Genomic DNA, 23,200 nt, shown 5'->3' with positions numbered 1-23,200 from the left:
TGCAGTGACGATACCGCGCTTTAGGGTCAGGCGCGGGCCTCTGCCGTTGTCACTGTGTTACGGGTCCGAATTGCCTTGCTCGCCTGTTGCCGGGCCAGATCAGCGCTTGCTTGCAGGATCAGGCGCGAGGGGGCCTTGCCCTTGCCGCGCGCAGGCGCGCCGTGCCGGTTCAACACCTGTTTCTTTTTCAGGAACACGCGTGCTGTGGGGCCATAGACCTTGGCGACTTCTTCCCGGCTGACGCGCCCCGTGCCCAAGGCGGGCACTACCTTGGAGAATGCCGCGCGATGCGGTTTGCTCATCTGCGACAGCGCCATCGGGCCGGGGTAGAAGCTTTCCGACGGGACGTTCTCGGCAAAGATCACCTGATGGTCGTCGAACATCAGGTGAACGTAGGTGACCGATTTCTTGCCCTTGGCGATGCGCACGCCTTTGGCCGCGTCGGCAAGATGTTTGGCGCGGGCAAAGCTATCGCCGCTCTGGCCGACCAAAACACCATGTTGCTGCGAGACCAAGAGATCCCGTTCGGCACCGAAAGTGCCACGTTTGATCAGCACGGGGTGCAGATGTGATCCCTTTTGCATTTGTCCGGCATCGTAAGACCGCGTGTTGATCCAGCGGATTTTCTGCGGGCCGTTGTCCATTGTGGTGACAAGATCGCCGACACGCAGGTCTTCGACCAAGACATCCCCGCGCGGCGTGCGGATGGCGGTACCTTTGCCAAAGCAGACAACGCCGGTGTTGTCATAGGTAAAGTGCTGCGCCTGCACGCCGATGAACTTGAGCGACCCATCCTCAAACTTGGAATTATAGGTGTAATCCGTGGTCTCGAAGTTGGACTGATCCAGAATGCCATTGTCTTCATAGTCAGCACGCAGATCGAAGATCTTGTCGTAATAGCCGCTTAGATCAATGAAATCATTATTGGTGGTGTCGTCGTCATCCAGCGGGCCGGTGTTGCCCGTGTTGAAATCGGTGATCGTGTCGTGACCGCCGGAGTAGACGAATACGTCATCGCCGTCGCCGCCTGTCAGCTGGTCGTCGCCTTGGCCGCCGTCCAGCGTATCATTGCCGTCGCCCCCGATCAGGGTATCGCGGCCCGCGTCGCCATGCAGATTGTCATTGCCACCGCCGCCGTCGATTGAATCATCGCCGTCGCCGCCGGACAAGCTGTTGTCCTGTGTCCCGCGCGCGGTGATGGTGTTGTCTTTGCTGTCGCCCTTGACCGACGCGGCAGAGTTCTCGAGCGCGACGTTTTCAAAGTTCAGCAGATCGCCACGGTCGCTCCCTGCGTGGTCCAGCCGGCTGGCGGCAAGATCGACGGTGTGGTCCGCCCCCAGCCCGCTGCCTGCGACATAGGTATCGATGCCATCGCCCGCGTCGATGACGGAGTTCGCGTCGTCCGCTGTGGTGCCCGTCTCGCGGATGATCCGGTCGTCGCCCGTCCCGGCGTCGATGTCATAGGCACCATCACCAACCTTGATCGTGTCATCGCCTGCACCGGTATCAACCGCGACACCGCCAATGCTGGCATCCACATAGTCCGATGAATTGGTCAGAACCAGCTTTTCAATCTCGGTGAAGGAAACGCTGTTGGGGCCTTCGGTCGCGGTGCCCGCCTCTGCGCCGGTATAGGTGACAGAGACACCGTTGCTCAGCGCGTCGAAGGTAACGACATCATAGTCCTTGCCGCCTTCGCCACCGACGATTTTATCGGTGCCGAAATCATCTTCCATGACAAACAGATCGGCGTCATCCCCGCCTGACATGGCATCATTGCCAGTGCCGCCCGCGATCGTATCGTGGCCTGTGCCACCCTCGATCCGGTCGTCACCGCTGCCGCCGGACAGGCTGTCATTGTCCGCCCCACCAGAAAGGCTATCATCCCCACCGTCGCCATAGATCGTGTCGTTGCCAGCCCCACCGTCCAGCGTATCATTGCCCGCATCGGTCGCGCTGATGGTCGACATCTTGAGGTCGCCAACACGGATCGCGTGGCCGGTATCATCGGGGTCGTGGTTGTTATACTCGATCTCGATCCGCGAAACGGGGCCCGCGATATCGACCTGCAGGAAACCCGTCTTGGCATTGGTCGTGCCCCGCCCCGCATCCGTGCTGATGGCACGGCCGGTTTCGTCGTTCACGTCCAGCGTATCGCTATTGCCCGCCGTCAGATTGACAGGGATAAGATTGCCGTCGGCGTCATAGGCGCGCACGATGACTTCATCCACGAAGCCATAGGCCTGATCGATGTCGAAAATACCGAAGGTGACATTGCTCACCTCGTCCGACACGCCGCTGTCCAGCGACGAGAAGTCGATGCTCATCTTCGCGGTATTCGGGTCCGACCCCGCCGCACCGCCAAGGATACGGATCGACGAACTGTCGCTTAGTTCGTTGTAGTCATACAGCGGGTCGTTCCGCTCCATCGTGGCAGAGCGGAAGTTCTCCCCCTGATCCACCGACATCGTGACCTGGATATTGCCCGACGAGGTGACCCCGGTGATGCCACCCGTGACGCTAACGCCGTCCTCGATATTCTGGTTGGCCCAGGAAAACGTCGTTTCTTCGGTGGTGTCGGCATCGCCGTGGATGCGGTCGTCGCCGTCATTGCCTGCGATATAGTCATTTCCCGCGCCGCCCAAAATCGTGTCATCGCCCGACCCGGCCGAGATTTTGTCGTTGCCCGCGCCCAGCTTTACCGCGTTGCCGCTGTTGTCGACCTCGTCCGCTTGCGCGTCGGTCGATCCCACACGCATGGAATCGTCTCCCGACGTCCCATCAACGGTGCCATCTGGCGCCACATAGTCAGCATCGACCCGGCTGGCGTACATCATCGCCTCGTCTGAAGAGACAGTGTTGAACGTGATGGATTCAATCGGCCCCGCCTCAAGCGCGGATTGGTAATCGGAGGAGCTGGCAGCCGGCGCAAGAAACAGGTCGCCGTTGGTGGATTGGAAGACAATCGCCGTTACGGTCGCCTGGGAACCGTCGGCGTAGGTCAGCGTCGCGGCATAGGAGGCAATGGCGTCAAAGTTCTGGCTGTTGCCATCGTCGATGCGGAAGGTGTCAGACCCGTTTTCCCCACTGTTATCAGTAGAGTATGTGCCGCGTGCCGTATTTCCATACCCCCGCGCCCCCGGAGAGAAGGATTTGACGTTGTTGTAAAGCGGGCTGTTGGCACCCCCAAAGGTTTCCCCCTCCAGCGAGCGTGCGTTTTCGCTGATCTGGTTTCCCTCGGTCGTATCGATACGATCGACATTCCCAAGGTAGAAAACGTTAAATCTGGTTGCCATTGTTACAGCCCTCAACATCTTTGAACCGGTGGCAGGCCTGTGGCCCGCGTCCTGTGTATTGTTGTGGGTACGGGGACAATGTGGCGTCACTTTGACCGGAAACAAAAACAATGTGGCCATGTTTCTATGCTTTTGATCGAAACAATACACAGTCTGGTAAGGATCAACGCCAAGCGCACAGCGTGGAAACGCGGGGGCAGGGCGTATGCGCCGCGATGTGATCAAATGGTCTAAAATGCCGGGTATTTAGAGATGTGACCGAAGTGCACGGTAAAAGCGGCGTGAACTTGCAGCGGTCATAGGGGGGCTTGCTGAAGGTTGACCGCAGAGGTTTTGACCTAGTCTACTGAAAATAAGCGAGTTTATCAGTCTCTCCCCCCTCGGGGCTGACCTCCTGCTTGGTTTAAACCCATCGCGCAACGGGTCGCCCCTGACCCCCGTGCCGCGCCGTCATGCAGACTCCGCGCCTCAATTCCGCCGCACGAATGCCGCCGCAGCGCCTCAAGCCTCTGTCGAAGGTGAATGCACTCCCAGCATCCCCGCCGGGTTCATCAACCAAAGGAGCTTTCCGTGCCACATCATGCCCCCCCTGAGCCCAAGACCGGCCTTTGGCACATTACCGGTGCTGCGATGGCTGCGATGTTCTGCTTGTTTGCGCTGCTTGGGGGATGGGCCGCGACAACACAGATTTCGGGGGCGGTGATCGCGACGGGGCAGATCGATGTGGCGGGCAAGCCCAAGGTGATCCAGACGGTGGATGGCGGCGTATTGGCGGAATTGCCGGTCCAGAACGGGGATATCGTCAAGGCGGGGCAGGTCTTGGCGCGATTTGATGCCACGATCTTGCAGATTGACCTGCGCATGGCGCGCGCCCGTCTGGCCGAGGCAGCGGGCCTGCGCGCCCGTCTGGAGGCAGAGCGTGACGAAAGCCCCGCCCCCCGTTTCGATGCCATTGATCTGCCAGCAAAAATCGGCGCGCTGGATATGACGCAAGCGCAGGCAGGGCAGGCCGCGATATTCGAGGCGCGGGCCCAGATGCGCGCGGGGATGCGCGCCCGCATGGCCAGTGATCTTGCCGATGTCGAAACCCAGGCCACGGGCCTTAATGGCCAAATCTCTGCGCTGGAACAACAACTTGCCATCCTCACGACAGAGCTGCGCAGCCTCACGCGCTTGGTTGAAAAGGGGCTGGCCCCGCAGGTCCGTTTGTCGCAACTACAGTCCACGCGGGCCGGTTTGCGCGGTGACCTTGCCGCGCGGCGGGCGGATCTGGCGCGGTTGATCCACCAACGTTGGACGCTCAAGCTGGAAAGCCTGCAAGCCGATCGCCGGTTTCAGGAACAGGTCGCGCTGCAACTGCGCGAGGTCACCGCTGAAGTTCAGGAACTGACCCTGTCGATCCTCACCCGCCAAGCGCAGCTTGACCGTATTGCCATTCGGGCCCCCGTCGACGGGATGGTGCATGAACTGCGCGCCACGACCGTTGGCGCGGTTGTCGGGGCGGGTGCGACCTTGATGGATATCGTGCCGCAGCAATCAAAGTTCGAATTCGAGGTGCAGGTCGATCCGCGCTCGATCAATCTAGTACGCTATGATCAGCCCGCCACCCTCGTGCTCACCGCCTTTGACCCGCATACGACCCCGCAACTGACCGGCAGCGTTTACAGCATCTCTCCGCAAGTGGTGGTGGACCCGCGCAATGGCGACAGCTTCTATCGGGTCATTCTGGATATCCCCCGTACCGAGCTGGACCGTCTGCCAACCTCCGTCCGTTTGGTCCCCGGCATGCCGATCGAGGCGTTTTTGAAGACCAAGGACAGGACCGTGTTGAGTTATCTGGCGGAACCTATCAGCAGCCAGCTGCGCCGGGGGTTCCGCGGCTCCTGAGACCTCGACGTTAGCGAAATCTTTACCATCTTCCCGTCTTAAGAGGGGATGAACACACCGTCCGCCCCACCCGGAATCACTGTCGTGATCCCCCATCTCAACCAACACAAGGCCCTTGCGCGTTGCCTTGCCGCGCTGGATGCGGGCACATGCAAGCCGGTCGAGGTGATCGTCGTCGACAATGGCTCCGCCCGGTCACCGCAAGGAGTTGTTAGCGATTACCCATGGGTATCCCTGATCCATCAGCCGATCCCCGGCCCCGGCCCCGCACGTAACCTTGGCGCGGCGCGGGCACAGGCCGATGTGCTTGCCTTTCTCGACGCCGATTGCCTGCCCGACGCGCATTGGCTGGCGCATATTGCCGCGCATATGGCGCGCGACCCCAATGCGATCCTTGGCGGTGATGTCCGTATCGAACGTAATGGGCGCAGACTTGATCCCGCGACCGCATATCAAGCGATTTTTGCTTATCGGATGGACCGCTACATCGCGCAGCAGGGGTTCACGGGGACGGGCAATCTGATCGTGCATCGCAAGGTGTTCGACGCGGTCGGCCCGTTCAAGGGCCTCCACCATGCCGAAGACCGCGACTGGGGCCAGCGCGCCACCTTTGCCGGATATCGCATAGGCTTCGCCGCCGATCTGCTTGTCTATCACCCGCCGCATACGGCGACGGGCCTGCGGCTGAAATGGGACAGGCAGCTTGCCCATGACTGGGCGCGCTGTACCGGCCTTGGCGGCCGGATCCGGTGGGCGATAAAGGCGCTGCTGCTCGTTCCGTCACCGCTCTGCGCTGTGGCAGAGGTCGCGACCAGTCCCCGCGTCAAGGGCGCGCGCAACCGTCTGATGGCGTTGATCGGGCTGATGTCTATCCGTCTTTACCGCGCGCGACGGATGCTGTCGCTGCTGCGGGGCCATGACCCCGAACGGCTTTTGCACCGGTGGAACCGCATTGACCTGCCCTGACATCAGATGCGCGACAGGGGGTGGCCCGTGATCCGGTCGTTTGGCTTTCTGCTGTCCGGCAACGCCTGCGCCGCCGCGATCTTGCTGCTGCGCATGGTGGTGGTGTCGCGTCTGATCAGCCTCGAAGATTTCGGGATCGGCACAAGCCTCGTGCTCGCGCTTGCCATGATAGAGATGCTGACCGCGCTTGGCTTTCAACAACAGATCGTCAATGCGCCCAAGGGGGATGATGCGGATTTTCATAGCGCGCTGCATGGTGTGGCGCTGATACGCGGCGTGATCGGGGCGGCGGCGCTGTTCCTTCTCGCGCCGCTTCTGGCGCGTGCCTTCGGGGTGTTGCAGCTGACATGGGCGTTTCAGCTGATCTCTGTAGTGCCGCTGTTACAGGGGGCGATGCATCTGGACGTCTATCGCCAGACCCGTCACCACAAATATCGCGCCGCGATATGGATCGCGCTGCTGCCGCCGCTGGGGTCGTTGGCCGCGCTGCTGCCCCTATCGCGGATGTTCGATGACTTCCGCATCATGCTTTTTGCCGTGTTGGTGCATATGGCGCTGGGCACGCTCATGTCTCACGCAGTTGCGAAACGCCCTTATCGGCTGCGGTTTGATCGGACCATTATGGTCCAAAGCATGCAGTTCGGCTGGCCCCTCATGGCAAGCGGGGCGGTGATGTTTCTGGTGTTCAATGGCGAACGCGCCATCGTCGGGCGTCTTCTGGGGCTAGAGGCGCTGGCCCTGTTTTCCATGGCCGTATCGCTGACACTGACGCCGTCGCTGGTTCTGATGCGCAGCACGATGAGCCTGTTTCTACCCCGCCTGTCAGCCAGCACCGCGCGCCAGGAATTTCGGGCCCAGGCGATCACCACGATCCAAAGCCATATTGTGCTGGCTGCGGGAATGGTCATGGCAGTCAACCTGCTTGGGGGTTCCTTCGTGCATCATGTTTTGGGCGATAAATACCGCGCTGTGTTGCCCCTGCTGACGCTCTTGACGGCGGTTCAGGCGTTGCGGGTGGTCAAAGGCGGGTGTGCGATTGTCGCGCTGGGCGAAGGCTATCGCAAGACCGAGCTTTTGACGGACCTGTTGCGTATCACGTTCCTACCCCTCGCGGCATGGGGTGTGCTGCAAGGCGCAAGCCTGCCCCATGTGGTGCATATCGCAGGACTGGGCGAAGCCGCGGGGCTGATGATTGCGCTGCTCTGGATGCACCGCGTGCAACGGGTGCCGCTCCGGTCATTGGCCCTGCCGCTGATCTGTATGGTCGCGGTATTGGCTTGGGCGGTTTTCACGCAGGGCCAGCCGATGGGGGTTCGGGCCGCAGGCTTCGGCCTGTTGCTGGCCGGTCTGGCGATGGTGCTGCCTGATGTCTGCAGAATTACTTTCACAAAAGGAGCACCCGATGGGATGGATCCCAAGGCGATACAGCACCGTTAAGAAGACTTTGACCGCACAAGTGACATGCCCCGGCCAAAGCAACGGCAGCCGCTCACCATGAAGAGACGCGTCAAGCCGCCCCGTCTGTCCGAGCTTGCCATCGGGCGGGACAACCACTTTAACCTCATTCGCTTTCTCGCGGCGGTGGCGGTGTTGGTCTCTCACGCGTGGCCGCTCGCGCTTGGGCGCGGCACGGTTGAGCCTTTGAAAACAGCGCTTGGCTATTCGCTGGGGGAGCTGGCGGTTTTTGTGTTCTTTGGCCTGTCCGGCTTTTTCATCGCGGGCAGCTACGACCGGCAGGGGTCTGCCTTGTCCTTTGTCACGGCGCGGGCCGCGCGTCTGCTGCCGGGGTTGGCCGTGTCCATCTTGATCGTGGCGCTGATCATGGGGCCGCTGGTCAGCGGGTTAGACGCGGGTACGTATCTGTCGCATCCCGATACGGCGCGGTTTATCGTGCAAAATATACTCTTGTTTAAACCACAATATACCTTGCCGGGCGTGTTCACGACGAACCCCTATCCCACCGTAGAGGGGTCGATTTGGACGCTCGCGCATGAGGTCGCCTGCTATGCACTTATCCTGTTCGTCGGCCTTGTCGGGGCCCTGTCCCGCCGGCGGGTGATGGCGGTGCTGTTGGCGCTTTACCTGATCGCGTGGGGAATCGCGCCGTATCTCGGCGACCTCATTCATCCGCGCCTACAGCAAACGCGGCTGCTGTCGTTGCCCTTTGTTTTCGGGGCCTCCTGCTGGATCTGGCGTGATTATATCCCCTTGCGGTGGCCCTTCGTCCTTGGGTTGATCGTCCTGACATGGGCCGTGCACGCTACGGTTTTCGCTTTTCCAATGCTTGCACTGGCTGTGACCTACACCAGCCTCTGGGCAGGGTATTGCAAGGTAGGCCCCCTGCTGATGTTCAATAGGGTCGGAGATTATTCATACGGTATATATATTTACGCGATGCCGCTGCAGGGGCTGGTGGTTTGGGTGTGGGCGGACATGACGCCGGCGCTGAACATTGCGCTGGCCTTGCCGTTGACGTTGCTTTGCGCGGTATCGTCCTGGCACTGGATTGAACGGCCCGCGCTGACCTTCGCGCGGGAGGGGCAGCGCGGGTCTTTGATCACGCGAAGGATAGCACCGCGCCGATAAAGCCGCTATCGCCCAATGTATTTCCCACAAGGTCGGTCCCATAGGGGGCCTGCGCGGGTGATATTTTGGGCAGATCGGACAGTGCGTCGGGGCGGTAGTCACCGCTGCCTGTGTTGCTGCCGGTGTGAGAGCGGTCGTCGACCCAAGGCGAGGCGATATGTGAAACCTCACCGATCGACGGCAGTTCCCCCAGCCACGAGGACGGGCCATAGCCGGGTTCATTACTTGACCCTGCGATTGCGACATTATGCGACCATCCAACCTTGTACCGCGCTGGCCAGTTGCCGGTAAGGGAGGTTTCGCCGGAAAATACATCGCTTTTGATATTGATGCGGTGAAACAGATTGTTCCGGAAAGAGCCCGATTTCGCCACGTTCTCGCTGCCGTCCAGATACAGCAAATTCGCGCGTTCCCCCGCGATGGTATTGTTGTGCACAACGATGTTTTGGGCTGCATTTGTGTCGCTGTCAGCGTTCAATCGCAGCGCCGCATTTGTGGAGCTCCCCCAGCTTTCCACGATGTTCCCTACAAAAGCAAAGCCCCGCGCGCCGATCTCGGCGCTTACGGAAACGATTGCATTGGTCGCGCTGCCATTGCTGAATGTGTTCCACCCTAAAAACGTGCCGGTCATGGCAGGCCGGTTGCCAATCGGCGCCCGGAGGGTAAATTCGTCAAGCCCCGAACAGCCGAGCGCCTGATAGGTGATTGTTCCGGCACAGCTTTTGCAGCCGATCGCGGTGACCATGATTGCTTCGGTCGAAAATGAATTACCCTGGTGTGGATCTTCGTTGGGCACGACGGAGCAGTTGATTTGTACAAAGCGCCCCACCCGGTAAACCCAAGCGCCGTAGCTGCCGAATCCGTTGGCGTCCCAAAGACAGTTCTTTGTTATCAAAAGATTGCCTGCCGAGTCCGCACCACTGTCCAGAAACACCGTGTTCGCCCCGCCTTTCTGCAAAGTGACATCACAAATCTTGAGGTGCGTTGGTATGCCGTTGAACCGATTGACTCCACCGTCCGTTAAGATCGTGGTATCCCGTTTGGACGGGTCTTCAGCCCTGATACACAAGGGCAACTGTGCCGAGCGACCGGCAGCCTTGAAAGGCGTTAGGATATGCGCCCCCTCTGCCAGTAAAATCGTTCCACCCCCTGCATCATCCACCCGCCCAAAATGCGCGGCATTAAATTCCTTTATCGCGTCGGCCGCGGCCGCGATTGACGCAAATGGGGCGGCAATGGCATCTGCGCGCGCAGACGCAGCCTGACCCGTCGCATCGTCGCCCGTGGTTCCATCGACCTGGGCATAACATGCCCCATACCCGCCGCTCGTGTCGTTCAGCATCCGAAGCGTCGTCAGGTTGGGGGACGGATATTCATCGGCGTCGGCACTGATGGAAAAGGCGTCCCCCACCCATGGGTAGATGGTGGCATCTACAGTCAATAAATCCCCCTGGGCCAAGCCTGATAGATCAACCGTCGCTGCATAATGCGGAACATGGAGCCCCGACGCCTCAAATCCAAGACTGCTTTGCGACGACACAAGCTGCGATGCTTCGTTGCCAAGCGTATCGCGGACGATGAACCGCACCGCCGCGACGGGTTGCCCCTGTTGGGCATATGCGTGGGCAACTGCCAGCCTTAGTATATGTGCATCATCTTCTACCCTCTCACGGTCATGGTTTAACCACATGGCAATAGGCCGGGGCGCTGGCCTTGTGCTGTGATTGATTGCACCGTTGATAGTATCGCCCGCGTAAACAAAGTCTGAACACGCGACTGTCTTGTCAGTAAAATTTGAATGATTTGGGTAGGGCTGCCTGACACGGCTGGTGAGCTGCACAACCGAAGCCTTGCTGACAGCCGTCGCCGCCGTATCAAAACCGCGCCGGTTCACGGTCACATTCCGCGCCTCGGAAGTGGTGGAAAACGACGGCATATCTCGGTGCTCGGCCCGCCAACCATCTGCAAGAATTTCCGTGACGGGCGAAATCTTTAGCGGCAGCGACCCCGCCATCGTTTGCCCCAGTTTCATGCCCAGTCCGAGTGTCATCTGCATAGTCCATACCTTGCGATCAGAATTCGTAGGCATCGATACATATCAACCTCGCTGAGCCGTTGCATTCGCAGGGGAAGAGGCGAAGGGCGGGTTAATCTTCACGCAATATTAAATGTTCAGCCCAATGGTGGTGGCACTGCCGATTCTTCTTACGAAAGGACAGATATGATTTGGACGTGAACCATATATACGCGACGGACCAGCACCGCTCTCTCAAGCGCATACGGCTATACCGTCAACGGCCCGTATCACGGGTTGTGCTCGTGTATTTCGTGCTCCTGCTGGTGCCCGTCGGCTTCAATTTAGGGTCGGTCTATATGACCGGGACCAAGGCGTTATTAGCAGTGCTGATTATTCCGCTAAGTCTCCGTCTGTTTTGCGGCCACTTCGGGCGTGTTTTGTTGACAGACATTATGTTCTTTATGCATTTTCTCTGGGTTTCGCTGGCCTTGGCGGTCAACAACCCGGTGGAAGCGACACAGAATGCAGGCTCAATCGGGGTCGAGTTTCTAGGCGGGTATTTGATCGGGCGCGCCTTTATCCGAGACAGACACAGCTTTGCCGCAGTGGTTAAGATCCTCACAGGACTGATCGTGTTATGCTTCCCTTTGGCTTTGATAGAGTCGCAAAGCGGGACATCTGTTCCCATTGAGCTGTGGAAGATGACCGGGCTTACGACCCCGGTGGATCTGGCGATTGATCGCCGCATGGGACTGGAGCGGGTGCAACTTTCGTTCGAGCATCCAATTCACTGGGGCTTGTTTTGTACAATGGCGACGTCTCTGTACTTTATCGGGCTGGGGGAGCGGCACAGCTTGGGTTTGCGGTCCGTGGTTATGACGGTGATTTGCGCCAGCTGCTTTCTATCGCTGTCCAGCGGCGCGCTGCTGGCGGCAATCGTGCAGATAGGGCTGATATTCTGGAGCTACCTATGTCGCAGGATCGGGCGACGATGGCTAATCCTCTCAACCTGTTTTGTTATTTTTTACGTCGTGATTGATCTCCTTTCCAATCGAACCCCGATCCAAGTTTTCATGAGCTATGCGACATTTTCTGCCGAAAGCGCCTATTGGCGGTCGGCTATTTTCCAATGGGGTATGACCAATGTCTGGAGCGCGCCTGTATTTGGACTTGGGCTAAACGATTGGCTCAGGCCGGTTTGGATGCACACCTCGAGTATCGATAATTTTTGGCTATTTATCGCGATGCGTTTCGGATTGCCGGCGTTTACTTTTTTGACAGTCGGCTATGGCTATGCGCTCTGGCGTGTCGGGCGCAAAGATTTCACCATGGATCGGACCCTAGCGGCGCTACGGCTAGGCTGGATACTCTGCTTTACAGGGCTCACCCTCACGCTGTCGACGGTGCACATTTGGGGCAGCATCTATGGTTTCGTATTCTTCATATTTGGGGCGGGACTGTGGATGGTAGATGCGAAGCCGCGATCCCCGCAGAATGAACGTACAATTTGAAATATTGATCCTTTTCGGATTTGCCAATTTTTCCACTTTGTAAAGGAAATCACCCTACCACAGAAGTCAGGCCGCAAGGGGATGTCGGCCATGACGACTGATTGGTTTGGGGGAAGTGCAACGTGCAGACGCACAACATCTATGCCGCCGCGTTGCGATCACAGCTTGGGGGGATTGGGCTGCTTTTTGTTGTCAGTGGGTTGATCAACATCCTGCTGCTCACAGGATCGATTTACATGATCCAGATATATGACCGCGTTTTGCCTAGTGGCTCAGTGGTCACGCTGATGGGGCTCTTCGGGCTTGTACTGCTTCTCTATTGTTTCTTCGGGCTTTTTGACCTGATCCGGCAACGGCTTTTGGCCCGTCTTTCGGTGCGTTTGGACCTGGCGCTTGGGGCTGAGTGTTTCGCGGCTTGGATCAGCAATGATGAAAAGAACAACGTACCGGCAAGCGCACAAGAGCCCCTGCAACAACTGGGGCAACTTAGACGTCTGCTGTCTAGTGCCGCGTTCATAAGTGTCTGTGATATGCCGTTTGTGCCGATCTTTTTGTTGGCCCTATTCATCATTCACCCTTGGTTGGGGGCGATGGTTCTGGGCGGCGCGGCGTTGGCTTGTGCCATGATGGCAACGGGCCGATATTTGACGCGCAACACCATCAACATCTCTGCAAATAAGGATCATACCCTCGCTGATATGTCCTATCACAGTCGCCGTCTGGCGGAGCCGCTGCGCGCCATGCGTATGCAAGATGATCTTGCCACATATTGGCGCGGGCTTCAGCGCAGCAGTCTGGCGTGGCACCAGCGCCTGCATGCCCCGCCGGATGCACTGGCATCGTTCAGCAAATCGTTCCGCCTGATGTTGCAATCCTCGATCCTGACAGTCGGGGCCATATTGGTCATTCAGGGCCAAATCTCGGCGGGGATGATTATGGCCGCTTCGATCTTGGCGGGGCGCGTACTGGCCCCTATCGACCAGATGATCAGCGGCTGGCAGGGGATTGCATGCGGTTGGTCCGCGCACCGCCATCTGCACCACCATTTTTCTCAGAATATCCCGGCGCGCGAGGGGGTTGCTTTGCCTGAACCAAAGGGCCGGATTTCTTTCACTGCCGTTTCCCACGGGATCGAGGGGCGAGCGGAAAACGGGCTGAAGGATGTCTCTTTTGACCTGTCACCGGGGGATGGGCTGTGCGTGCTTGGCGGGCCAAATGCGGGCAAAAGCATATTGGCAAAACTGGCTGTTGGCGTTGCGGCTCCTACAACCGGTGAGGTTCGGTTTGATGCCGTTAATCTGGCCCGATGGCCTTCCGCGCAGATTGGCTCTGCGATCGGCTATTTGCCCGATACCATTGATCTTCTGCCCGCGACGATTTTCGACAACATTTCCAGATTTCGCCCCGATACCACGGATGCGCAGGTGATCGCCGCTGCGAAGCTGGCCCGTGTACACCACGCCATTATGGCTCTTCCGAATGGGTATATGAGTGTTGTGAGCGGGGGTGGGGGATCCTCGTTAACCCAAGGGCAGTTACAGCAGATCGGGCTGGCGCGGGCGTTGGTCTGCAATCCGGCGCTGGTTTTGATGGATGATCCGCTGCGGTCGCTTTTCAGCTGTCCCGATGCTGAACAGATCGTGGCAGAGGTCGCACGCCATATGCGTGATCGGGGTAGCACGGTGGTGATCACGGCGCGCCAGCCCTGTGCAATTTCGGCGTTGAACAAAGTGCTAATATTGTCCGAGGGGCGGATAAGGCAGTTCGGCTTGACCAGTGATATCTTCGGGCGCGCTTTCCCTACGCGGGTGGCGGCGAAGGTTCAGACGCTGCCGATCTTGGGCAATGGCACAACTCGGGCGAGCGGGGGGTAATCATATGGTATAAAAAAGGGGCATTGCGCACGGCCCAAGCCCCCTTCTATCGCTTTTTTCAAATGTCGCCCTATTCGGCCCAGGAAACACCGGTAAGGTCGACAGCCTGCGTCGGGGCATTGCGCCAAAGGCCGGTCAGACCTGCTTTTGCAACGGACAGTGACGCCAGCTGGAACAGGAAACCGTTGACGTGATCTTGGGCGATCATGGTCTGCGCCTCGCCCAGCAACGCGTTGCGTGCTTCCGGGTCGGTGGTCGTGTTCAGCTTGGTCATCAAAGCCTGAAAATCAGGATTGTCATATTGGAAATAGTAATCAGGGTTGGCGTAGATGCCGATATCCATCGGTTCGGTGTGACTTACGATTGTCATGCCGAAGTTCTTTCCCTTGAACACCGTTTCAAGCCATTGGGCCCATTCGACATTGTTGATCTTGGCGGTGATACCAACCTCGGCCAGCTGCGCGGCGATGATCTCTCCGCCGCGGCGGGCGTAGGAGGGGGGTGGCAGGTCCAGCGTGGTCTCGAACCCGTCGGCAAAGCCGGCTTCGGCCAGCAAAGCTTTGGATTTTTCGATGTCATGCAGGCTCAGCGCGGTTTGATCGACATAGGCCGGGTTATGGGGCGCGAAATGCGTACCGATGGGCGTGCCGTATCCGAACATCGCACCGTCAATAATGGCTTGACGATCAATGGCATGGGCGACGGCGGCGCGCACCTTGGGGTCATCAAACGGCGGCTGTTTGTTGTTCATCGCCAGAATGGTTTCGCCCTCGGTAGAACCGACAAGCACTTGAAACCGCGGGTCCGCTTCGAATTGCGGCAGGTTCTCGGGCGCGGGGAAGCCGGCGAACACATCAACATCTTCGGCCATCATCGACGCGAAAGCGGCGGTCGGGTCAGAGATGAATTTGAATGTGGCAATATCCAGCGCGGCCGGGGTCCCCCAGTAGTTCGGGTTCTTCTCGATGCGGATATTGTCGCCCTGGGTCCAGCTGGTGAATTTGAACGCGCCGGTGCCGATGGGCAGTTGCTTGATATTGTCGATGCTTTCGGGTGCCACGATCACCGCGTCGCCCCATGCGAGGTTGAACAACAGGTTGCCGTCCGGCTCTGACAGTTTGATTTCGACGGTCGACGGGTCGACGACTGTCACCTCCGAGATCGCGCCGAACAGCGCCTTTTGAGCGTTTGCGCTGTCTTCGGCATTGATCCGGTCAAGCGAGAATTTGACGTCGGCGGCATCCATCGTCGTTCCGTCGTGAAAGGTCACGCCGCTTTGCAGTTTGAACGTATAGGTCAGGCCATCGTCAGAGATTTCCCACGATTGCGCCAGCCCGGGCACGACCGATCCGTCGCCCATAAAGCGGGTCAGGCCTTCGAAAACGTTGGAATAGAGCACCTGATCAATGGCCCCCGCCGCAGCGCTGGTCGGGTCCAGATGCGGTGGCTCAAGTTGCATCGCGACGGTGATGTCGTTTTTCGCGGCGACGCCGGTGGCCATCAGCGCGGCAGCGCAGGTGCCTAGAATAAGTTTGCGAAGATGGGCCATGGGTGTCTCCTGTTGGCAATAAGGAAAATGTTAACCAGTTCTGTCAGGTTTGACCAGCGTCGGGATGCTGTCGCAATTATCGGTTGTACCCAGCCTGTGCGCGGTTTATGCGCCGTTTTTTGAGGTTTTGAAGGGGCGCGCCATGGCTACGATGTCACCCACTTTGGGTATCGATTTCGGAACGTCTAACTCTGCCGTGGGGTATGCAGTAGACGGTGTGCCGCATTTGATTACCGTCGAGGCGGGGCAGAACACGCTGCCGACCGCGCTATTTTTCGACAATGAGGAAAAGCGGATCATCTATGGTCGCGGTGCCCAAGAGGCGCTGATCGGCGGGGAGGACGGGCGCTATATGCGTGCGCTCAAAAGTCTGCTGGGCACGCCCTTGATGCGCGAAAGTCGGGTTCTGCTGGGCAAACGCATGGATTTCATTGCCATCGTGGCGCGCTTTCTGGCCGAGCTGAAGACGAAGGCAGAGCACGCCACCGGCCAGCAGTTTGATCGGGCGCTGTCAGGGCGACCTGTGATGTTCCACAGTGCCGATCCGGCGCGGGACGCGCAGGCGCTGGTGGATTTGACCGAATGCTATCTGCAAGCCGGCTTCAAGCAGGTCCGCTTCATGCCCGAACCCGAGGCTGCGGCTCTGGCCAATCGTGCTGTGCTAGAACCCGGCGATCTGGGGCTGATCGTCGATATCGGGGGCGGTACGTCTGACTTTACCCTTTTCCGGCAGGAAGGTGACGCGGGTATTCATATCCTCGCCAGCAAAGGGGTGCGCATTGGCGGGACCGACTTTGACCGCGAGCTGAGCCTTCAGCATGTGATGCCGCATCTGGGGATGGGCAGCCAGATCAAACATGTGTTCGGGGATGAAACCCACGCCGCCCCTCATGCGGTTTTTGCCGATTTGGCGACGTGGCAGAAAATCCCGTTCCTTTACACCCGCGAACAGCGTCGCGCGGTCGAGGATCTGGCGAAATACGCGGTGGAGCCGAAGCTGCTGAACCGACTGCAACGGGTGCTGGAGGATGAGCTGGGCCACGATATGGCCTTCGCGGTAGAGGCCGGCAAGATCGCGGCGAATGACCCCGATGCCAGCGCACCGCCGCAGATCGACCTCAAGATCGTGGAGCGCGGGCTGACGGTCCCACTGCCACCGGCGATGATGGCGGCGAGTTTGGCGCAGATGGCGACAGAGATCGCGCAGGTTGCGACCGATCTGACGGCGCAGGCAGAGGTAAAACCCGATGCCGTGACCAAGCTGATCTTTGTCGGCGGGTCCAGCCTGATGGGCGTGATCGACCGCGCCATGCGCGATGCATTTCCGCAGGCCGAACTGCACCGCGGGGCCGCGATGACCGCGATCGTCGACGGTCTGGCAATCGCCGCGCCACACGCCTTTGCTGAAGGCTGAGGGCCTTAGTCTTTCGGAAGCAGCAGCGTCTCCAGCGCGGCCCCCATCACGCAGGCACTGTCGACCATATCGTCGATGCCGATGTATTCATCCGGCTTATGCGCTAGCTCTAGCAGGCCGGGGCCATAGGCGATGCAATTTTTGAGCTTGCCGATCCGGTCGATGTGTTTCTGGTCGTATGACCCGGGGGAGGCGACGTATTCAGGGGGCTTGCCCATGATATCCTCGATCGCATGGGCGACGGTTTGCACGACCGGCGCATCGCGGTCGGTCATCGACGGCAGGACCGAATTCAGCTCTGTCAGCTCGTAGTCAAAATCGACCCGCGTTTCGCGCAGACCTTCCAGCAGGGCGCGTACTTCGCCGCGCACCTGATCCAGCGGTTCTTCCAGCAAAAAGCGCCGGTCAATGGTGATGCGGCAGCTGTCTGGCACGCAATGGGCCGGCAGCCCGTCGAAATCCGGGTCGTTTTCCTTTTGCCCACCATGGATCGAATTGATGTTCATCGTCGAACTACGCGCCCCTTCGGGGACCACGGGCATGTCTGTGTGACGGGCGGCCATGGCGGGGAACAGCTTGTTTTCGAACTCGGAGAGCACTGCGCCCATGTGGCGCACGGCACAATCGCCCAGAAACGGCATGGAGCCATGGGCGATCTCGCCCTTGGTTTCGATCTCGGCCCACCAGCCGCCCCGGTGCCCCAGACAGATACGGTCTTTTTGCAGCGGTTCGGGGATGATCACATGTTGCACGCGGTCCGGGTTGAAATGCCCGTGCTCGGCCAGATAGGCGACACCGCCGTAGCCGCCGGATTCCTCGTCCGCTGTGCCGGAGATTTCGATTGCGCCGCTGAAATCGGGATGCTGTTCGATAAAAGTCTCCGCCGCGATGATAGAGGCCGCCAGCCCGCCTTTCATATCGCAGGTGCCGCGTCCGTAAATCTTGCCGTCCGAGATTTCGGCCCCAAAGGGATCAAACGTCCAGCCGGCCCCGACCTCGACCACATCGGTGTGGCTGTTGAAGTGGACACATTCGCCCGCCCTGCGCCCTTCGCGGCGGGCGATGATGTTCCAACGGGGGTATTTCTCGCTATCGCCGGGGGTGCCAAAGGCGCGGATCAGCTGTGTCTCGAACCCGTGCTTGCGCAGGCGGGTATCGAGGTATTCACAGATTAGCCGGTAGTCCTGACCCGGCGGGTTGAGCGTCGGGATGCGGATCAGATCTTGGGTCAGCGCGATCAGATCGTCACGCTTGGCGATAATGGCGGTAGAGAGAGTGCTTGTCATACCGCCATGTTTGAACGGGCGTTCATATATGGCAAGCGAAGTCTGCAGTTGCCCCGTCGGATTCGAGTTTATTTTGCAAAATGAAGCGGCGACCGGGCATTTATGCGGCGATGTCCTTTATCGCCGTGAGCAGGGCGCGGACTTCTTCCATGGAGTTGTAATGGCAAAGCGACACACGCACCGCGGCATCAAGCCCGAGTGGGGTCAGGATATTGCCGGAGTAGTGATCCGCCTTGCGTACATGGGTCCGGATGCCTTGGGCGTTGAGTCGGGCCACGATATCCGCCGCGGGCAGGGCGTCGAGCGTGAAGGACACAAGCCCCTCGCGGTCGGGGTTTTCGGTGCCGCCCAGGATCGTGACGCCCGCCAGATCGGCCAATCCGGCGAGGTTTCCCGTGCCGAACAGCAGCGCGTTGGTCAGCTGCTGTTCGTGGTCGTGGATCGCAGCGGCGGCGGCCTCTATCCGCGCGCGGGGGGCAGTGGCGTCTGACACCTGGCTGCCGAGCCAGTCGAAATAGCGCACCACATCCGAGAATGTCGCATAGGCGCCCGTGTCACGGGTACCCATTTCCCAATTCCCTGCGGGACCGTTCGCCAGTGTCTCGATCGGCAGCGCGGTAAGACGCTCTGACGCCCAGGCAATGCCATAGCCGTGGCGCGAGAACAGTTTGTACGGAGAGATGACATAGCCGTCGATGTCATAGCTGGCGATGTCGATATGCCCATGGCTGGCGTGCTGGATGCCGTCGACAAAGATATAGGCGTCGGGGGCGATGGCGCGGATCGCGGCGCTGATGCCCACCACATCATTGGAGATCCCCGTCACGGGGGAGGTGTGCAGGATCGTGGCGACCCGTACCTCGGGGGTCATCAAAGCGGCGTAGGCGTCGGGCGTTACCTGACCTGTCGCGTTATCGTGGGGCACGCTGATATAGGGTTTGCCCGCCACATCGGCCCAGTGTTGCGCCGCGCTGCGCGAGGCGGGGTGTTCCACAGTAGACCCGATGACGGCACCGGGGGCGCTGCCCATGACGGCTGTCCGGATCAGGCGGAACGACAGCTCTGTCCCGCTTTCGCCGACAAAGAACTGCCCGTCAGGCGAGTTGAAGAACAACGCCATATCGGCGCGGGCCTGTTTGATGATATCGACCAGCGCATGGGACGCGGGGTTGTCGCGCCCCTGATTGTCGGGGATGGCTGCGAATTTGGTCGAGGTCTCGACGACCGTGTTCAGCGTCAGCGCGCCGCCAGCGTTTTCGAAAAACACGCGCGGTCCCTGGAACGGGCAGCTGTCAACATGGGCAAAGCGGTCGCGGATTGCCGACATGAGTTTGGTATCTTCTGTGAACATTATGCGGCCCTGCTGCGTTACTTTCTGTGCTTATGCAGTTTCTGCGCTAGTTTGATGCTGGATCACAATCAGATTTTTAGGCTTCGGCCCCGTTTGTTCGTAGTTTTCAGGAGCGCAGGAATGGCCCCTCTTATTCAACGCAGGGTTTCGCGTAAGAAACCACAGGACGCGCAAGCCGAGGAGAAATCGGTCAGCGAAGCGACGGCGTTGTCGCCCAAGCTGATCTACGAGGTGATCCGCCGTGAGGGCGAGGAAGAGCTGGCGCGCAGCAAGCGGTCGTTGATCTGGTCGGGGATCGCGGCGGGGGTGATGATCAGCCTGTCGGTTCTGGGCGAGGCCGTGTTCCGGACCTATCTGCCCGATACCGCGCATCGTTTCCTGATCGAGAACCTGGGCTATTCGTTGGGTTTTCTGGCGGTGATCATGGGGCGGATGCAGCTGTTCACCGAAAACACCATCACCACCGTTTTGCCGATCATGCGGGCCAAGACCTGGCATTCGCTGATGTGCATGTTCCGCCTGTGGGGGATCGTGCTGGCGGCGAATGTGGTGGGGGCCTTTGCTGCGGCGATGCTGTTTCTGTGGACGCCCGCGATTTCGCCCGAGGTGCTGCCCGCCATTCTGGACCTGTCGCATCACGCAACCAGCATGGGGGCCTATCAGGGGTTCTGGCGGGCCATTCCGGCGGGGGTCATCGTCGCGCTTATCGTCTGGATGATGCCGCAAGCGGATGAGACGTCGTTCTTCCTGATCCTTGTGTTCACCTGGCTTATCGCCGCGGGGGATTTCGCGCATATCGTTGCGGGGTCGGTCGAGATGGCAGTGATGATACTGGACGGCCAGCTTGGCCTGATGGCGGCGGTGTTCGAGTTCTTCTTACCGGTGCTTGCGGGCAACATTGTTGGCGGAACGATCATCTTTACCCTCGTCGCTTGGGGTCAGGTGCGCGATGAGGTAGAAGAGGAAAAGTAGCGTAAATGTGATGTGGCAGGGGCCGCAGTCGTGGGGAACGAGGATCAAGGGTTTTGACACAGAAATCGGTGGGCACCGTAAAGCTGTACTGGGATGCGCTGAAAGCGGCGCTGGTTGATATCTCTGAAAAGAACGTCTCGCTGATTGCGGCGGGGGTCGCTTTTTATGCGATGTTGTCGCTGTTTCCCGCGCTTGCCGCGTTGGTCACGATCCTGAGCCTGATCTCTGACCCTGTGGTTGTCATCGCCCAGCTGGAAGACATGCGCGGTCTGCTGCCCGATGACGTCTATGATATTCTCAATGATCAGGTGGTGTCGTTGGTCACGACCAGCACCGGCAAACTGGGGTGGGCTGGTGCCGCTTCGGTTCTGGTGGCGATGTGGTCGGCGCGGGCAGGCGTGGGCGCGATGATGATCGGCCTGAACAGCGTGTATAGTGAACGCAATCGCAACGCCGCGCGACACTATCTGCGGGCGCTGATGCTGACCTTTACCTTGGTGATGGTGGGGCTGATTGCGCTGATCACTGTGGTGATCGCACCGATTGTGCTGTCGTTCATCCCCCTGGGGGTGTTCGGCTATTTCGTGGCCGAGATCATCCGCTGGAGCATTGCGATACTGGTGCTATTGGCCGGTGTTGGTGTGCTGTACCGCTTCGGCCCGAACCGTCGTGCGGCGCGCATCGGCTGGCTGACATGGGGGGCCGTTTTCGCGGTGTTTTCATGGGCAGTGGTGTCGATCGGGTTCAGTTATTACGTTGCGAACTTCGGTAACTACAATCAGGTCTACGGGTCTATTGGCGCTGTGATCGCCATGCTGGTCTGGCTGTGGATCAGCAGTTTTCTGGTACTGATGGGGGCGTCGTGGAACGCGCAGGTTGAACTGCGCACGCGCCCTGACAGCACCATTGGCCGTGACCGGCCGCTTGGCAAACGCGGGGCTTATGTGGCCGATAATCTGGTAAGTGTGAGCGAGGAATAGCGCCTACATCAAGGGGCGTTTGGCCGGTTTGCTGCGCTCTGTCTCGGCGACGTCGGCGAGCTTGTCGAGGTCGTTGACCTGCAGCATCTGATCCGACCAGGACGCGAGTTGCTGGTCCCGCAGCTTCGCGAGGGTCTTGTTGGTATGAACAAGCGATAGACCCAAAGCATCCGCCAGATCGCGTTGCGTGAAGGGCAGGGTCATTGTGTTATTTGTCACCAACCCCAGCCCCATCCCGCGTTCAAAGAACTTGAGCATCGCCCATGACACCGCTTGCAGCGCGGTGCGTTGCCCGACCGTGGCAAGCGTTTCGCCAAGGAAATGCTCCTCTATCGCGGCGAGCCATGTGATATCGAACGCGCGGCTGGGATTACTGCGGAAAAAGGTCCAGAAATCCGACCGGTTGAACACGCACATGCGCATATGCGTCCGCGCCTCTACGCTGTGGCCCATTTCGCCAAGCATACCGGCCTGAAGCCCCATGAAATCGCCGGGGAAGACAAAGTTAATGACCTGCCGTTCACCATTATCCAGCGACTTATGCCGGATGCCCATGCCGGACAGCACCGTATAGAGTTGGGGGGAGTTGGACCCCTGCATCAGGATTGTCGTGCCAGGGTCGACGCTAAGCTCACCGACTTTGAATTTCTGCATGAACTCAAGCTCTTCCCTTGTCATGGTGACAAAGGCGTCCTTTTTGTGAAGCGGACAATAGCGGCAATCGATACCCATGAAAAAATTCCTAACTCGTATGTCATAGTTTAACGCGGCGCTTTGGAAATATTGCTATCTTCGCGGGATTAGAAAGGCGCGATGTGATTCCTTTTTTCGTATTCGATACTGACCCGATCGTTCGGGCGGATGTGATCGACATGTTGGAACAGGCATTCGGTGACGCCGCATTGTCTGTGTCCGAAACCCTTTCCGCTTTTATCTCTGAGCTGCGCAGTTGTTCGTCTCAGGCCGTGGCGCTTGTGTCCGGCACGTCGAATGACCTGTCGGAACTCTTTGCCGCAGACCTGCCCACGAAAGATGTCGCCTATGTTCTATATGGCGAAGGTCAAAGCATTCCCGACACCTACATCTACTCCGTCGTAGACCGGCCTTTCACCAATGACACCATGGTGCAAGGCATTAGCGACGCGCTTGCTTCCCTGCGTTCAGACCGTTGACGAAAGCCGTGATGATCGCGGCGATTCCGCCGACGCCGCCGGTGGCTTGCGCCTGTTGCATCGCCTGTGCGCGTAAGGCGGCTTCGCGTTTCTGACGCCGGATTGCACGCGCCCGGATCGACAGGGCCGCAATCAATACAAGACCCATACCGAAAAACAGGCTGCCCATAATCAGACAGGCTACCAGCGGTGTGGTGATGGTAAGCAAGAACAGCCACGCGGCGACGGCAAGAAACGCCCCGCCCACAATCAGGCAGAGCATTGCGCCAAAGCCGATGGCGGCAGTTTGCGCCGTTCGGGTTGCCTTTTGGGCAACCCTATCCGTCACGTATTCGAACA

Annotated in this window: 17 protein-coding genes; 10 read left to right on the top strand and 7 right to left on the bottom strand. The window is 59.3% G+C overall.

Going from position 1 to position 23,200, the window contains the following annotated elements; genetic code table 11:
• Positions 1-26 precede the first annotated feature (26 nt).
• Complete coding sequence (locus C1J04_RS01590; protein ID WP_009825665.1) at positions 27-3,296, bottom strand: Hint domain-containing protein; 3,270 nt, start codon at positions 3,294-3,296, stop codon at positions 27-29.
• Between the two features lie 570 nt (positions 3,297-3,866).
• Here C1J04_RS01590 and C1J04_RS01585 point away from each other — a divergent pair.
• The 4 genes from C1J04_RS01585 to C1J04_RS01570 all read left to right on the top strand — a co-directional run bounded on the left by C1J04_RS01585 (position 3,867) and on the right by C1J04_RS01570 (position 8,735).
• Positions 3,867-5,183, top strand: coding sequence for an HlyD family type I secretion periplasmic adaptor subunit (locus tag C1J04_RS01585; RefSeq protein ID WP_037954024.1), 1,317 nt, complete (start codon positions 3,867-3,869; stop codon positions 5,181-5,183).
• 84 nt (positions 5,184-5,267) lie between these two features.
• Positions 5,268-6,149: a glycosyltransferase family 2 protein gene (locus C1J04_RS01580; RefSeq protein WP_254655131.1), complete on the top strand. Its 882-nt coding sequence runs from the start codon at positions 5,268-5,270 to the stop codon at positions 6,147-6,149.
• Positions 6,150-6,176: 27 nt separating this feature from the next.
• A complete protein-coding gene (locus C1J04_RS01575; RefSeq protein WP_114865232.1) occupies positions 6,177-7,586 on the top strand; it encodes an oligosaccharide flippase family protein in 1,410 nt (469 codons plus the stop codon).
• 57 nt (positions 7,587-7,643) lie between these two features.
• Positions 7,644-8,735, top strand: coding sequence for an acyltransferase family protein (locus C1J04_RS01570; RefSeq protein ID WP_009825661.1), 1,092 nt, complete (start codon positions 7,644-7,646; stop codon positions 8,733-8,735).
• On the opposite strand, the gene C1J04_RS01565 is transcribed toward C1J04_RS01570, so the two are convergent.
• Positions 8,707-10,785 carry a hypothetical protein gene (locus tag C1J04_RS01565; RefSeq protein ID WP_254693845.1) on the bottom strand — a complete coding sequence of 693 codons (2,079 nt, stop codon included), beginning with the start codon at positions 10,783-10,785 and terminating at the stop codon, positions 8,707-8,709. The genes C1J04_RS01570 and C1J04_RS01565 overlap by 29 nt on opposite strands.
• 269 nt (positions 10,786-11,054) lie before the next feature.
• Here C1J04_RS01565 and C1J04_RS01560 point away from each other — a divergent pair, with 269 nt between their 5' ends.
• Both C1J04_RS01560 and C1J04_RS01555 read left to right on the top strand, forming a co-directional pair.
• Positions 11,055-12,263 (top strand): O-antigen ligase family protein, encoded by a 1,209-nt coding sequence (locus C1J04_RS01560; protein WP_254655130.1) that lies wholly within the window; start codon positions 11,055-11,057, stop codon positions 12,261-12,263.
• A 122-nt stretch (positions 12,264-12,385) separates the two neighbouring features.
• Positions 12,386-14,137 (top strand): type I secretion system permease/ATPase, encoded by a 1,752-nt coding sequence (locus C1J04_RS01555; RefSeq protein WP_009825658.1) that lies wholly within the window; start codon positions 12,386-12,388, stop codon positions 14,135-14,137.
• A gap of 70 nt (positions 14,138-14,207) precedes the next feature.
• On the opposite strand, the gene C1J04_RS01550 is transcribed toward C1J04_RS01555, so the two are convergent.
• A complete protein-coding gene (locus C1J04_RS01550; protein WP_009825657.1) occupies positions 14,208-15,686 on the bottom strand; it encodes an ABC transporter substrate-binding protein in 1,479 nt (492 codons plus the stop codon).
• Positions 15,687-15,828: 142 nt separating this feature from the next.
• On the opposite strand from C1J04_RS01550, the gene C1J04_RS01545 reads away from it, so the two are divergent.
• The gene (locus C1J04_RS01545; RefSeq protein ID WP_050766233.1) at positions 15,829-17,100 is read left to right on the top strand and encodes an Hsp70 family protein; all 1,272 of its coding nucleotides are present in this window, start codon (positions 15,829-15,831) and stop codon (positions 17,098-17,100) included.
• Between the two features lie 5 nt (positions 17,101-17,105).
• On the opposite strand, the gene C1J04_RS01540 is transcribed toward C1J04_RS01545, so the two are convergent.
• Positions 17,106-18,386: an acetylornithine deacetylase/succinyl-diaminopimelate desuccinylase family protein gene (locus C1J04_RS01540; protein ID WP_009825655.1), complete on the bottom strand. Its 1,281-nt coding sequence runs from the start codon at positions 18,384-18,386 to the stop codon at positions 17,106-17,108.
• 100 nt (positions 18,387-18,486) lie between these two features.
• Positions 18,487-19,737, bottom strand: coding sequence for an aminotransferase class V-fold PLP-dependent enzyme (locus C1J04_RS01535; RefSeq protein ID WP_009825654.1), 1,251 nt, complete (start codon positions 19,735-19,737; stop codon positions 18,487-18,489).
• A 120-nt stretch (positions 19,738-19,857) separates the two neighbouring features.
• On the opposite strand from C1J04_RS01535, the gene C1J04_RS01530 reads away from it, so the two are divergent.
• Together C1J04_RS01530 and C1J04_RS01525 are read left to right on the top strand one after the other, a co-directional pair.
• Entirely contained in the window at positions 19,858-20,709 is an 852-nt protein-coding gene (locus C1J04_RS01530; protein WP_009825653.1) for a formate/nitrite transporter family protein, read from the top strand.
• Between the two features lie 53 nt (positions 20,710-20,762).
• Positions 20,763-21,689, top strand: coding sequence for a YihY/virulence factor BrkB family protein (locus C1J04_RS01525; protein ID WP_005850639.1), 927 nt, complete (start codon positions 20,763-20,765; stop codon positions 21,687-21,689).
• 3 nt (positions 21,690-21,692) lie between these two features.
• On the opposite strand, the gene C1J04_RS01520 is transcribed toward C1J04_RS01525, so the two are convergent.
• Positions 21,693-22,421 (bottom strand): Crp/Fnr family transcriptional regulator, encoded by a 729-nt coding sequence (locus C1J04_RS01520; RefSeq protein ID WP_009825651.1) that lies wholly within the window; start codon positions 22,419-22,421, stop codon positions 21,693-21,695.
• An 83-nt stretch (positions 22,422-22,504) separates the two neighbouring features.
• Between C1J04_RS01520 and C1J04_RS01515 the strand changes: the two genes are divergently transcribed.
• Entirely contained in the window at positions 22,505-22,861 is a 357-nt protein-coding gene (locus C1J04_RS01515; protein WP_009825650.1) for a hypothetical protein, read from the top strand.
• On the opposite strand, the gene C1J04_RS01510 is transcribed toward C1J04_RS01515, so the two are convergent.
• Positions 22,824-23,189 (bottom strand): hypothetical protein, encoded by a 366-nt coding sequence (locus C1J04_RS01510; protein WP_235183728.1) that lies wholly within the window; start codon positions 23,187-23,189, stop codon positions 22,824-22,826. The two genes, C1J04_RS01515 and C1J04_RS01510, sit on opposite strands and share 38 nt — an antisense overlap.
• Between the last annotated feature and the right edge of the window lie 11 nt (positions 23,190-23,200).

Origin of the sequence: Sulfitobacter sp. SK025 (assembly GCF_003352105.1) — a bacterium.
Taxonomy (GTDB): Bacteria; Pseudomonadota; Alphaproteobacteria; order Rhodobacterales; family Rhodobacteraceae; genus Sulfitobacter; species Sulfitobacter pontiacus.
This window is presented reverse-complemented; position numbering and strand designations above follow the sequence as displayed.